The sequence below is a fragment of the Paenibacillus sp. Marseille-P2973 genome (assembly GCF_018101095.1).
GTDB classification, from domain to species: Bacteria; Bacillota; Bacilli; order Paenibacillales; family Paenibacillaceae; genus Fontibacillus; species Fontibacillus vini.
In genome coordinates this window covers 535879-549342 of sequence record NZ_JAGQEH010000002.1, presented here as the reverse complement: position 1 = coordinate 549342, position 13464 = coordinate 535879, and the positions used below count along the sequence as shown (strand labels likewise).

The window sequence follows — 13464 nt, the reverse complement described above, 5'->3', positions numbered from 1 at the left end:
GCCGAAGAGGGGAGAAACCTACCATGGAAGCATTTAAAAAAATGACCGGTGTCGTAGGTCCTGTGGACCGCGTAAACGTCGACACTGACGCAATCATACCGAAACAATTTCTGAAACGCATCGAACGTACGGGATTCGGACAGTTTCTGTTCTATGAATGGCGTTTTGATACAGAGGGCAACGTAAACCCTGAATTTGAGCTCAACAAACCGCGTTACGAGGGTGCATCCGTCCTGATTTCACGCGTCAACTTCGGTTGCGGCTCCTCCAGAGAGCATGCTCCCTGGGCGATCCTGGATTACGGCTTCCGCTGCGTGATCGCGCCGTCCTTTGCCGATATTTTCTACAATAACTGCTTTAAGAACGGAATTTTGCCGATCAAGCTGTCTGAAGAACAGGTGGAAGATTTGTTCCAGCGTACGGCAGCGAATGAAGGTTACCAATTGACGATCGATCTCGAGAACAAGAAGATTTCGGATCAATTCGGTCTGGAAATCCAATTCGATCTCGACGAGCATCGCCGTCAATTCCTGCTGCAAGGACTGGACGATATCGGTCTGACACTTCAGCATGAAGATTTGATCTCCGCTTACGAGGCAAAGAAGTTTGCTTAAAGAAAATCATTATCTGCTAAAACGCAAGCCGTCCGCAGGATTCGAGAGAATCCGGGGCGGCTTTTTATTTTAATTGCAGTGTTTGCGGCAGTCAGGCGGATACCGTGTCCGAAATTGTCTCTCTATGAAAATATAAGTCTATCAGCCTCGTCTTTTTTCTGATATTATGGAAGCAATTAGTAATCTTGCGGAGGATTCCATGATGAAGAAAATCGGATTTTTGATGGTATTGACATTTTTTCTGCTTGCATTTCCGGGTATGAGCCAGGCCGCTTCGGCGGGTACTCATATTTACCTGGACGGGGTCGAACTGGAACAGCCTGTCAAAGCCCAGGCGGGCAATGTAAACGGAAGCGTCATGGTTCCACTACGCGTTATTATCGAAAGCCTCGGTTATGACGTGAATTGGGAGCAGAAGAGCGGTATCGTTACGATTCGACAAGGAGATAAGAACCTTCAACTGACTGTAGGCAGCAACAAAGCGACGGTTGACGGCGAAAGTGTTAAATTGTCGGCTGCTCCGATGCTTCAAGGAGGCTCCACGATGGTTCCGCTGCGGTTTGTCGGCGAACAGACGGGCCTTAAGGTCAGCTGGGACAATGATTCCAAATCCGCATACCTGTATAGCCCGGATGGCGGGGCGGCCGGTGCGGTCATTCCCGGAATGGGCAGTTCTTCTCCCGACTCGAGCAACGGACAGTCCGAAGCGACAGAAGAAAGCGGTTCCGAGCAGGAAGAAGCTTACATACCGGAAGCTCCGATCGGGAACGGAAGCGTTGGCGTAGCGGACTTGAGCATGATTCAAGGAATCAGCTTTAGCGAGAACAAGCTGATTATCGCCGAGACGGGCGGGATAAAGCCTAGCGTGTTTACTATGAACGGGCCGGATCGCCTGGTAGTCGATATTCCTAATGCTGCATTTGCTGACACATTTCAAACTGCTCATCCATTGGATCAGACCTTAAGAGGGCAATTTGCGGTTACAGATTACCCGGATGTGTCACAAATCCGTTATTCCATGTTCGACACTAAAACTTCCACGATTCGGATCGTGGTGGATTTGAATTATGCGACTCAATTTCAGGTTACAAACGTCGGGGACGGCTTGGTCATCATCGACCTGTCCGCCACTTCATCAACACCGATTACGCAGCCAGGTAACGGCGGCAAGCCGCTTGTCGTTATCGACGCGGGCCATGGGGGAAGTGCCCCTGGAGCGATCAGCATAACGAACAAAAAGGAAAAGGACTTTGCTCTTGCAGTTGCGTTGAAGGTAGAGAAGCTTCTAAAGAAAGAAACGGGACTTGATTATGTTCTTACCCGTTCTACAGACGCAACGGTATCCTTGCAGGACCGCGCAAAGCTGGCTAACGACCTCAATGCGACAATCTTTGTATCGATTCATGGTAACAGCGTGGATGCCAAGACTAGTCCAAGCGGCTCGGAGACTTACTATTCAAGAGATGAGAGCATCCCTCTTGCCGATGTAATGCATCGTCATCTTGTCGAGTCCACGAAACTTCCGGACCGTAAAGTTCGTAAAAAAAGTTTGCATGTGACACGGGAAACGGTGATGCCGGCCGTTTTGCTGGAAGTGGGTTATCTGAAGAACAAAACGGACGAGGCTCTGATGTACTCGGAAGATTTTCAACAGCGTGTTGCTGAAGGAATTGTTGCGGGCATGAAGGAATACTTGGGGGTTTAATCCTCCAAAGCGCAACCATAAGTTCTGTAAAAGGGGGTTAGGGTATGAAAAAAATAGGGATTTCGGGAATGCTCCTAATCATGCTAATCGTTGCAGCCGGATGCGGCCAGAAGCCGCAAGCGGCTCCAGTAGGAGAGCAGTCGTCTGCAGCGACGAATATTACCGATCCTGCTGAAACGGTTGAAGCCGCGAACGGAGGTCAAACCGTACAGGGAGCCGGAAATGGCGAAGGGTCCAAGCAGGAACCGCAAGAACCTGAGAAAATTACGAAAAAAATCCAAGTGTTCTTTACGGACGATGATATCATGGAGCTTCATGCAACAGAGCGGAGTATTAGTTTTACGGAGGATCTTTTGAAATATAAGGAGGCCTTCAAGGCACTTCAAACGGCGGAGCCGGGCATGATCTCCCTCTGGGAGAAGGTTATTCTGAACTCGGTGCAGTTTGCCGGGGGAGAGCTCGCGATTGACATTTCACTTCCGGATGAGGCTCGTTTGGGGTCAGGTGGAGAAGCGTTAGCCATTGAATCAATTAAACAGACGTTTTTCCAGTTTGAAGAGGTGGAGAAATTAGAATTGACCGTGGATGGAGAGAAGCTTGATTCCCTGATGGGGCATGTGGACCTGGAACATCCGATACAAAAATAATACACAACAACCCCGGAGCGTTCTTCCGGGGTTCTCTTTTTTTGGTAAGAAAAATAGCATATTATCGCAACTTTTGAGGATTTTGGGCGTCTAATATGTCGTCTGGTGGTGCCTGGGGAACTAGGCTGTTCACCCGGTCATCATGAGGCAAAATCTAAGGATGGTAGGGGTGACGGATGAAAAAAATTGGGTTTACCGCGTTAATGTTTTTTGCCATGTTTTTGTTTATTTTTCCGCAATGGGGACAAGCCGCTGCAGGGAGCACCAGCATTTATCTGGACGGTAAGGCGCTGGAACTGCCTAAGAACGGAGAAGTCCAAAATGTGAATGGAAATGTGATGATTCCGATTCGTGTCGTCGTAGAGGAGCTGGGTTTTGTTGTCGACTGGGATAAAAAGACGCGCACGATAACCATACAGCAGTCCGATACACAATTGAAACTGGTCGTGGGTCAGAGCACGGCATTGGTGAACGGCACTAAAGTTAAGCTTGCCGCCGCACCGAAACTGGTTAGTGACACTACGATTGTCCCGCTTCGGTTTGTAGGGGAGCAAATGGGTCTTACCGTTACATGGGATAATGTTAAGAAGTCTGCACATCTCATTACCCCGAATTCCGGCAGCGGAAACGGTACAGGTTCCGGAGAAAATGCGGGAGGCGGAAACGAAGAACAAACGCCTGATCCGGTTCCCGATCCTACGGCTAATCTGGCCAATGTCGGCGGTATCAGCTTTAGCGACAATCGCTTGATGATAGCAGTCGATAAGAACGTTAAGCCAAGCATTTTTACAATGGCCGGACCGGACCGGATCGTCATCGATCTGCCGAATACCAAATTTGCGGATACGTTCTCAAACAATCTAATGCTGGATCAAAACCAGAACGGATATTTTGACGTAACGGAATACCCGGATGTTTCCAAGGTCCGCTACGCCCTGTTCGATGATCAGCCATCGACCATTCGTGTAGTTTTGGATATGAACTATACCAAGAAATATGAACTGATCAACAACAATGATGGACTCATTATCGTAAACTTGAATACGGAGTCTTCCACTCCTGGAACCGCTCCTGGCGGAAACGGGAAAAAGCTGGTCGTCATTGACGCCGGACATGGCGGCAGCGATCCTGGTGCGATTAGCGTCACCAAAAAGAAGGAAAAGGATTTTAATCTCGCTGTCGTATTGAAAGTCCAGGAATTGTTGAAGCAAGAATCCGATATTGATTTTGTGCTGACTCGCAGTAGCGACACCTATCCGACTTTGCAGGACCGGGTGAAGATTGCGAACGACCTGAAGGCGGATATTTTCATTTCGGTCCATGCTAACGCCGGCAGTGCCACTGCAAGCGGGGTTGAGACCTATTATACGAGATCGGAAAGTCTCTCTTTGGCTAAGGTCATGCATAAATATTTGGTGCAGTCCTCCGGACTTAGCGATCGCGGTGTGCGCTCGAAGAGTTTGCATGTCACGCGGGAAACAAAAATGCCGGCCGTACTGCTGGAATGCGGTTATCTCAGCAACAAAAACGACAATGCCGTGCTTTATACGGAAGATTTCCAGGATCGGGTTGCTGAAGGTGTTGTTAAAGGAATCAAAGAATACCTAGGCTTGAACTGATAGCATTCGGTAAAGGAGGAAGCGACAATGAACAGAAAACTATATATCACCGGGGTGATCGTTCTCCTGCTCGCTTTGAGCACCGGATGCGGGCAAAAGCCCGGTACTTCTTCTCCGGTAGACAATTCCGCAGAGGGGAACGTTCAGGGAACTACTACAACCACCGACACCACAACTGCCGCCGGATTAGCGGAAGGCGGAAACGGGACGGATGCCGGAACCGGGGAGCAGGTTCCAACCGTGCAAACGGTAACGAAAACGATCGAAACCTATTATACGGATGATGAAATGCTGGAATTGACCAAATCTTCCGTAGAAATCAAGTACACGGAAGAGCAAGAGAAGTACCTGGCAGCGCTTCAAACTTTAAAAGGCAGCGCCGACACCGATTTGTTCGCTTTGTGGAAAAATGTTGAGTTTCATTCGGCCAAGCTTGAGAACGGTCAACTGACGATCGATATTACGCTGCCCGATGAAGCTCGCTTGGGAGCCGGCGGCGAGGTGTTGGCCCTGGACGCCCTGAAGCAAACCATGTTTCAGTTCGATGAGGTGAAATCGATCGAACTGCTCGTTGACGGCAAACAAAGAGATACTTTGATGGGCCATGAAGAGCTGGAACATCCGATGACAAGAAATTAGTCGATTTTTAAAGGAACCGGGGGGCCGGCCGTCGAACATGGTAAAGTGAACTTTTTTTAAAAGGGGAGAATGTAATGTCATCTTATAAACGCACTTTTAGACGCAGCACCAAGAAGGCAGTATCCACCATGCTTGTGACGGCAATGTGCCTTGGCGGAGGAGCGGCGGCATTTGCGGATCAGGCCGGAACACCGGCAGCGACAACGCAAAGCTCTGTGTCCTCTTTGATTTTTAGCGATGTGAAGGACGGCTTTTGGGCGGAAAAACATATTTACAAGCTTGCTGCAGAAGGGATCATTCTTGGAGATGCAGGGAAATTTCGTCCTGCCGACAGTGTGACTCAGCAGGAAGCCATTACGATGGCAATCCGTTTCATGAATTTGGAATCCAAGCTTGGGGACGGAGCAGGCGCGCCTGCGGATATGAAAGTGGGCAATTATTTCAAACCTTATCTGGAGCTTGCCGTACAGCAGAAGCTGATCGATAAAACCGAGGAAGTTCAGGCAACCGGAGCGAAGGAATCCTGGGGCGAGAAAAAAGCGTCCCGCGAATGGATCGCCAAAATTCTGGTGCGCGCACTGGGCAGAGATACGGAAGCGAAGGCTGCTGCCGGAGCTTCTACCGGTTTTGCCGACCAATCCAGCATCACGTCGTCCGCTCGCGGTTACGTCAATGTAGCGGTACAGCTGGATCTGACCAAAGGGGTAGAAGGCAACAAATTTGACCCGCTTGGTAAAGTGACGCGCGCTCAGCTTGCTACCTTCTTCAGCCGGGGAAGTGAGTATGTAACTCCAGGTTATTCCACAGTCTACGAGGGCATCGTTACCGAACTGACGGACAACAAGCTGACTTTGTTTGCAAACGGCAAATTGAAGAGCTTTACGCTGGATAGCCGTACCGTGTATTTTACAAAGGATTCCGAAGTCAAGAGCACCAAAAACGAGCTTCAGCTCTATACCAAAGTGCTCGCGGTTGATAAAGTAGGGTCTGCGGCTTATGTAGAGGTTCGCGATCCGAAGCAGCAGCTGGAACAAACGGAAGGGACTTTGCTTAAAAAACTTTCGGGTAACCGCTTAGTCATGCTCATTAATAATGACACCGTCACTTACACATATGACGCTAACACAAGCTTTATCGATCAAAATGGGAATTCGATTAACATTGATAGCTTGACGGAAAATAGCACGGTTGTTGTTCAACGCGAAACATTCAGTGCTGAAAAGAAGCCGGTAATTGTTCAGGTGAAATCGGCTATTGTCAATAAATCCGGCAGTGGAACTGTGGATTCGGTCAACCTAACGGACAAAACCATACGCTTCAAGGATGCTTCCGGAAACGTTGAAACTTTTAAGTATAGCGACAATTTTGTAATGATCTACCAAAATCAGCTTTTGAACAATGCAGGTGAGATTCAGACCGGAGCTTCCGTCAAATACACGGTTGAGAATAGCTTGATTACCCGCCTGGAAATTACACAAGGCATGGAGCGTACCGTCACCGGCACCTTGCTGGACGTCAATGACAAGTTTATTAGCTTCTCTAACGCTTCCGGTAAAGCCGAAATCAAATCGCTTGCCGACAAGCCGGCCATTGTGATTAACGGAATCGCAGAAGCGACGCTGGATGATTTGATCGATGACGAGAATGGCGGAGACAAGGTTGAATTGACGATCAATCCTAACGACCAAATCACGAAAATCGTGGTGACAGGTCGTCAATCGGAGCAGTTGAGCGATCTTTCCGTTGTGAAGTACGAAGCCAAATATAAAGCGCTGATGGTTGTCGATGCCTCCAAAAAGGTTCATGCCTTTACGCTGGATGACAAAACTAAAGTGGAATATAACTCTACGACGCCTACGCTTTCCGGTGCTGAATCCTTGTTGTCCGAAGGCAGAAAGATCAATGTGACGCATATCGGGGATCGCGTATTGTCCCTGCAGGTCGTCTATAAATATGATGGAACATTCTTGTCGGCGGATACGACCGCAAAGAAAATCTCTTTGTTGACTTCATCCGGCAAGACGGTAGTCGTACCTTATCAGGGAACCGCTCCTTCCATTGAACTGTATGGCAAAGGCAGCGCTACGCTTGCGGATATTAAAGTAGGAGACCCGGTCACCGCTATTTTGTCCGCGAACCAGGACGCTTTGCAAACCTTGGCCGTGAAGAAAGCCGTTCAATTCAAGGTCGTATCGGTGAACACGGCAAACAGCCGGATTCGCGCAACGGCGAATGGAATTACGGATGACTTCTACGTAGACCAGGCTGCACTGTTTGCGGACAACGGAGGAGCTATCAAAGTTGCCGACATCCAGGCCGGTCAAACGATCAACGTGGTCTTTAACGGCCGGACCGCCAGCTCGGTGCAAATCGTCAAGCTGACGCTTGGCAAGGTTCTGAGCGTGAACGGAACTTCCTTGGTTCTGAAGCCCTTCGCCGGGGCTCAGGAGACATTCTCCTTAAATAGCGGAGTGAAGGTTGTACGCGGTACTTCGGTAAGCACCGGCGTGACCAGCCTGACTACGTCGGATCATGTCGAAGTCAGCAAGGATACGGACGGATCGGTAATTATTCAGGTTCTGTCTCCGCTGGAACGGAAATTTCAGCGTTATGACGGGGTAAGCAAAGAAATTATCGTCTACAGACCTTCTCTGACCGACAACAATTATCGCTTTGTTGTGACACCGGAAACATATATTCACCAAGGTGACACGACATTATCCGTGCAATCCCTCCAAGAAAATGATAAAATTGTTCTATATTTCAACGGCGACAAGCTGGTTGAAGTGGAAAAACAATAATCATTTTTGTGAGAATAACCGTCTTGATGCGGGATATTTCCCGCTCAAGGCGGTTTTTTGGGGATTATAGAAAGTATAAGTTCTACTCAGAGCTAATCCATTCTATAATCGCCAGAAAAGCTTCTTTTGGGCGGTAGAAGGTTGTTAGAAGGATGAAGATTTAATAATTTGGCTTTTCAGCGCCGAGAAGGTTGCAAGAAGCTAGGGACAGAGGAGCGGAGTGTAGGAGAAGCCTACATGAGCACCGGAAGGCCCGGCTGAATGCAAGATTCGATGCCGAGTTTACTTCGAAGCAATTCTTCGCGATCAAAAGACGAATTAGTAAATTACCTCTAGGGGGTGGGGGAATGAATGCTGCAGGGGTGCGCCATATCCTGGACACCATAGCCGCTATGTTTCCGGACGCGCATTGCGAGCTCGATCACAGCAACGCTTTTGAATTAACGATCGCTGTGCTGTTGTCGGCGCAATGTACGGATGCGACCGTTAATAAAGTGACCGCGGATTTGTTCCAAAAATACAAGACACCCGAAGACTATGTCTCTGTCCCGCTGGAAGAGCTGGAACAGGATATCCGTAGAATCGGCCTGTTCCGGAGCAAAGCCAAGCACATCCATAATCTGTGCCGTATTCTGATAGATCAGTATGGCGGTGATGTGCCGAGCGAACATGATAAGCTCGTTGAATTGCCGGGTGTCGGAAGAAAGACGGCAAACGTAGTCGTTTCAAATGCCTTCGGAGTACCTGCGATCGCGGTCGATACGCATGTCGAGCGGGTCAGCAAGCGGCTTGGGCTGGCGAATTGGAAAGATTCGGTGTTGGAAGTCGAAAAGAAGTTGATGAAGCGGGTTCCTCGGGAAGAATGGACATTGACGCATCATCGGCTGATCTTTTTCGGACGATATCACTGCAAAGCCCAGAACCCCAACTGCCAGGTTTGCCCGTTGCTTGACGTGTGCAGGGAAGGCAAGAAACGTATGAAAAGGTCACAAGTCAGTAAAAATATAGAAGAGTGACAAAAAAGACAACGATAGTAGAGGATGGGAACCCATGAAATGTATTTCTGTTTATACTGACAATTTTGAATTGTTTTCCGATGTATTTGAGAAAGTCATTGAGATCGATTTGCAGGAAAATGACGAGCGCGAACTGGAAGGTGTGACAGTCAGCGATTCTGGTGAAGTGCCTAAGCACTATCTTGAGCGTATGTCCGTTAAACCGGAAGTGGTAGTTATGAAAGACCGCAACAAAGGTATCACGATTTTGCAGCACGGTAAAGTGTTCGAAATTTTGATTCCGTCCGATGCGGATGAAATTGAAGCGGCTTCCTTGTAAAAAATTAAGATGTTGTTGATTCGGTCGTCGGGACTTTGTTCCGGCGGCCGATTTTTATTTAGTCGGAGAATTTTAAAGTGATTTATGAATTAATTTGACGGATTAAAGGCAGAAGACTTCCAAGTCGAATTAAGGTAGGTTAAAATGAATGTGTTTAAAAAAGTGTTAGAGAAAAATTAAGACAATTGGACTTTCCGGCCTTGTCTTAGGATCAAGACGGAAAGAAGGAGTGCTAATGATGGAAACGATTACAGTCCGCTCTGACATCACATTGCAAGAACAACTTGAACGGTTGGAAAAATGGTACGCCTCTCACGGCGACGCTTTGGTACAACGAGAGAATTCGGATCTCCGCCAAAAATTGTCGGAAGGAAATTTAACGCTGTCATTCTGCGGGCATTTCTCAGCGGGAAAATCCAGCCTGATCAATACATTGTGCGGCAAGCCCATGCTGCCTTCCGGTCCGCTTCCGACAACGGCAAATATAGCGGCACTATATAACGGACCGCCCAAAGCGATGCTAACCCCGGCTATTGATCCGTTAAATCCGGAAGGAAAACGAAAACAACCGCTTGAAGTAAGGCGGGATCAGTTGGACGAATTCTGCCGGGACGGAGCTTCCTATGAAATGGTGTCTGTTTGGGATGATATTCCGCTTCTAGGCAGCCACGGAGTGCTGCTGGATACCCCGGGCGTGGATTCCGGGGATGCCGCACATGCGTTAGCGACAAATTCGGCGCTGCACCTGGCTGATGTCGTCTTTTATGTGATGGATTATAATCATGTGCTGTCCGAAAGCAATTTGTCCTTCGCCCGGAGGCTCGCTGACTGGGGCAAGCCGCTTTATCTTGTGGTGAACCAGATCGACAAGCATCGGGAACAGGAATTGAAGTTTGAGGCTTACAGGGCTTCGGTGGAGCAGGCGTTTGAACTGTGGGGGATTGTTTCCGCAGGGATATTTTACATCTCGCTCAAAGAGCCTGAACACCCGCTCAATATGCTTCCATTATTGAAACAAACGATACATGATCTCCTGAAGGATCCTCAAAGACTTCTTGAGTATAGCGTTGCCTGCTCACTGCGTCACGGTGGCGAGGAGTTTCTTAAACGCTGCACGGCAGCAGAAGAAGAAACGGAAGAACGACTGCTATCGGAAGCAGGAGGCGAAGGACGCGTTGAGATTTGGCAACAAAAGCTTACAGCTCTTGATCAGGAGCTGGAAAATAGCGATGACAAAATAGATAAGCTTCGCCGTGAGTGGATCGGGGAACTTGATACACTTTTGGGAAGCGCGTATTTGATGACTCCGGCGCTTCGAGAAGCAGCGGGAGAGTATTTGGAAAGCAGACAGCCCGGATTCAAGACGGGGCTGTTGTTCCAACGCGGCAAAACGCAGCGGGAACAGGAGCGTCGAAGAGATGAGTTCCTGGCGAAGCTGAAGGAACAAGTCGACGCGCAGGTTGACTGGCATGTACGGGATTTGCTGCGCAAGTTTGGCCGGAGCCTTGAGCTTTGGGACCCGGCTTGGGAAAGTCGGATGGAGGAAGCTCTTCCCGTGGCGGAGGAAGCTTGGATCAGCGGTCCGGCCAGGGAAGGCGCGGTCGTGTCCGGCGAGTATACGCTTCACTATACCGCCGATGTCGCGGCCGGCATTACCGGCCGATACCGCCGCGCAGCCCTCGTCCTCGCGGACGGGCTGCTTGACGCCTTCGCGCCGCGCCTGGCGGCGGCGCGGGCGGACCATGCCGCGCAGCGCGAGACGCTGCTCGCGCGGTCCGCGGCCGCGGCGCGCCTGCAAGCGCAGCGCGCTGCCGCAAACGAGAGGGCCGAGCGCCTTCAGGCGCTGCTCGGCCCTCCTCCGTCCCTCCCTCCCGGCCTCCTGCCGGAGGTGAGGGACGTCACGGCGCGGCGGCCGGTTGCACCGCAGCCGGCGCAGGCGGCGCGCGTGAACGCGCCCGCGCCGACTGATGCGGGCTTGACGCCGCGCGCCGCCTTGGCGCCGCAGGCCGCCGCCGCAGGCCGGCAGCGGCTCACGGATGCGGCCGCGGCATTGGAAGCCGCGGCGGAGGCGCTGGCCCCTTACCCGGCCTTCGGGTCGGGGGTAAGGGAGCTGCGCGCCCGCGCGGCCCATCTGTCGGGCGGCCGCTTTACGGTTGCGCTGTTCGGGGCGTTCAGCGCGGGTAAATCCTCCTTCGCGAACGCGCTGCTTGGCGCGCAGGTACTGCCGGTATCTCCGCATCCGACAACCGCGGCGATCAACCGGATTCTAGCTCCGGCGGATGGCATGGAGCACGGGCAAGCGGCGGTCATCTTCAAGTCGCCGGAAGCGATGCGGGGGGACCTTGCATACTCCTTTGAAGCACTTCAACTGGGCGCTTGGAAGGAACGAAGCTGGAAGGCCGAAGTTCAAAAGCTTCGGGCCGTGGATGTCCCGCCTTCGGGGCGCGCCCATTACAGCTTCTTAAAGGCTGCGGCCATCGGCTGGGACGACAACGCTTCCCGTCTGGGCACTAGAGAAACCGCCGGACTTGAAGGCTTTGCCGCTTATGTGGCGGAGGAGAGTAAGGCTTGCTTTGTGGAGCAGATGGATCTCTATTATTCATGCCCGTTGACGGAACAAGGGATAGTGATCGTAGATACGCCGGGGGCCGATTCGATTCATGCCCGTCATACCGGCGTGACATTTCAATATATTAGAAACAGTGACGCATTATTGTACGTGACTTACTATAACCACGCTTTTTCCCGGGCAGATCGCCAGTTTCTGGCCCACCTGGGAAGAGTGAAGGGGAGCTTCGCGCTCGACAAGATGTTCTTTATTGTGAATGCCTCGGATTTGGCATCGACCAGAGAGGAATTGGCTTCGGTCATGGAACATGTGGAGGGCGGTTTGCGCGGTGCCGGGATCGAACAGCCGCAGATTCATGCTGTTTCCAGTCTTACCGCATTGTCAGCCAAAACTTCAGGCGACGCCGGTTTGTTTACAGCCTCCGGATTTGCCGGGTTCGAAGAAGTGTTCTTTGATTTTATCGGCAAAGAGCTTACCGGTCTTGCCTTCGACGCTGCCGGACGTGAACTGCATACCGTGATGGAACGGGCGCAGGAGTTGAACGATGCGATGGCTCAGAGCAAGGAAGAGCGTGAGCAGAGGCTGAGTATGATCCGCGCGGACAAACAGGAATTTGCGTGGCTGTTGAAAAACCTTGCGGAGAGTGGCCCTGGCCCGCTGCTCCGGCAGGAGGCCGGAGAGCTGTTGTTCCACGTTCGTAATCGGCTCCAGCTTCTTGCGGGAGACCTGTTCCACGAATTTTTTCATCCGACCCTGCTTCAGGAAGATGGAGGCGATCTCAAAGTAAAATTCGCATCTTCTTTTCGCGGTTGGCTCGGCCAATTGTCGGTAGAACTGGAGCGCGAGCTCCAGGCGACTTCCTTAAGACTGGAGAAGAAGGGCGACGCGATCCTGACCGTCCGTAATAAGGAATGGCTTGACCAGGTGAAGTCCGCATTAAGAAATGTTCCTGCTTTTGGAAACTTGGATGCCTCATCTTATTCATGGGTTACGCCAGAATTAAAAGAAGGAATGCTGGAACAGCGAATGAGCGCACGGGACTATGCAGGTTATTTTAAAACTCCTAAATTTTTCTTCGAAGGCGGCGGTAAGCAGAAACTTCGTGAAGCGCTCGACAAGCCGATCGGAGATATCCTGAAAGAAGCGGTGGAAGAAGCCGGTCACGGACTTGGGGAGTATTACAGTCTGGAAACCACGCGGCGTTTTGCCGCGCTGGCCGCACGATATGAAGCGGAATGGGCGGAATGGGAGACGGGCCTTACGAATCTTGACTCGGATACCGGCAAAGAGAGCGACTGGACAGCCGTAATGGAACGGTTAAATCAACTGGCTAAGACTTTTGTTGATTAAACGGCTAGAGGGCAAAGATTTCTTATCTTGTCGTCAACGGTAAGCAAGTATTTTTGGCATAGTTTCGAATTTTGTAACTTTTTGTCGAAAAAGCGCTTTCCTTAAATTTGGACTATTGCATTATTCGGCATAAACCATGACAATAGATGTAGATAGATGTCTAAACAAGGGGGAACCGAAAACTC

9 protein-coding genes are annotated in these 13464 nt (G+C 50.6%); all 9 read left to right on the top strand.

The features are described from left to right. The first annotated feature begins 23 nt into the window (after positions 1-23). The 9 genes from leuD to KB559_RS06030 all read left to right on the top strand — a co-directional run bounded on the left by leuD (position 24) and on the right by KB559_RS06030 (position 13279). A complete protein-coding gene (gene leuD, locus KB559_RS06070; RefSeq protein ID WP_211020810.1) occupies positions 24-614 on the top strand; it encodes a 3-isopropylmalate dehydratase small subunit in 591 nt (196 codons plus the stop codon). A 202-nt stretch (positions 615-816) separates the two neighbouring features. Beyond that, a complete protein-coding gene (locus KB559_RS06065; protein ID WP_211020809.1) occupies positions 817-2319 on the top strand; it encodes an N-acetylmuramoyl-L-alanine amidase family protein in 1503 nt (500 codons plus the stop codon). 44 nt (positions 2320-2363) lie between these two features. After that, the gene (locus tag KB559_RS06060) at positions 2364-2966 is read left to right on the top strand and encodes a GerMN domain-containing protein (protein ID WP_211020808.1); all 603 of its coding nucleotides are present in this window, start codon (positions 2364-2366) and stop codon (positions 2964-2966) included. A gap of 176 nt (positions 2967-3142) precedes the next feature. Beyond that, positions 3143-4585, top strand: a complete 1443-nt coding sequence (locus KB559_RS06055; RefSeq protein WP_211020807.1) for an N-acetylmuramoyl-L-alanine amidase family protein — start codon at positions 3143-3145, stop codon at positions 4583-4585. 27 nt (positions 4586-4612) lie between these two features. After that, positions 4613-5224 carry a GerMN domain-containing protein gene (locus KB559_RS06050; protein ID WP_211020806.1) on the top strand — a complete coding sequence of 204 codons (612 nt, stop codon included), beginning with the start codon at positions 4613-4615 and terminating at the stop codon, positions 5222-5224. A 74-nt stretch (positions 5225-5298) separates the two neighbouring features. Further along, a complete protein-coding gene (locus KB559_RS06045) occupies positions 5299-8025 on the top strand; it encodes an S-layer homology domain-containing protein (protein WP_211020805.1) in 2727 nt (908 codons plus the stop codon). 347 nt (positions 8026-8372) lie between these two features. Beyond that, positions 8373-9041 (top strand): endonuclease III, encoded by a 669-nt coding sequence (gene nth, locus KB559_RS06040; protein WP_211020804.1) that lies wholly within the window; start codon positions 8373-8375, stop codon positions 9039-9041. Positions 9042-9075: 34 nt separating this feature from the next. Continuing rightward, on the top strand, positions 9076-9360 hold the full coding sequence (locus KB559_RS06035; RefSeq protein ID WP_211020803.1) for an NAD/NADP transhydrogenase alpha subunit: 285 nt from the start codon (positions 9076-9078) through the stop codon (positions 9358-9360). A 238-nt stretch (positions 9361-9598) separates the two neighbouring features. Further along, on the top strand, positions 9599-13279 hold the full coding sequence (locus KB559_RS06030) for a dynamin family protein (protein WP_211020802.1): 3681 nt from the start codon (positions 9599-9601) through the stop codon (positions 13277-13279). Positions 13280-13464: the final 185 nt, after the last annotated feature.

What these genes read in the sequence shown, in the direction of transcription:
- KB559_RS06065 (WP_211020809.1), top strand. Translation starts at nt 817, where the DNA reads ATGAAGAAAATCGGATTTTTGATGGTATTGACATTTTTTCTGCTTGCA.
- KB559_RS06035 (WP_211020803.1), top strand. Translation starts at nt 9,076, where the DNA reads ATGAAATGTATTTCTGTTTATACTGACAATTTTGAATTGTTTTCCGAT.
- nth (WP_211020804.1), top strand. Translation starts at nt 8,373, where the DNA reads ATGAATGCTGCAGGGGTGCGCCATATCCTGGACACCATAGCCGCTATG.
- leuD (WP_211020810.1), top strand. Translation starts at nt 24, where the DNA reads ATGGAAGCATTTAAAAAAATGACCGGTGTCGTAGGTCCTGTGGACCGC.
- KB559_RS06050 (WP_211020806.1), top strand. Translation starts at nt 4,613, where the DNA reads ATGAACAGAAAACTATATATCACCGGGGTGATCGTTCTCCTGCTCGCT.
- KB559_RS06045 (WP_211020805.1), top strand. Translation starts at nt 5,299, where the DNA reads ATGTCATCTTATAAACGCACTTTTAGACGCAGCACCAAGAAGGCAGTA.
- KB559_RS06060 (WP_211020808.1), top strand. Translation starts at nt 2,364, where the DNA reads ATGAAAAAAATAGGGATTTCGGGAATGCTCCTAATCATGCTAATCGTT.
- KB559_RS06055 (WP_211020807.1), top strand. Translation starts at nt 3,143, where the DNA reads ATGAAAAAAATTGGGTTTACCGCGTTAATGTTTTTTGCCATGTTTTTG.
- KB559_RS06030 (WP_211020802.1), top strand. Translation starts at nt 9,599, where the DNA reads ATGGAAACGATTACAGTCCGCTCTGACATCACATTGCAAGAACAACTT.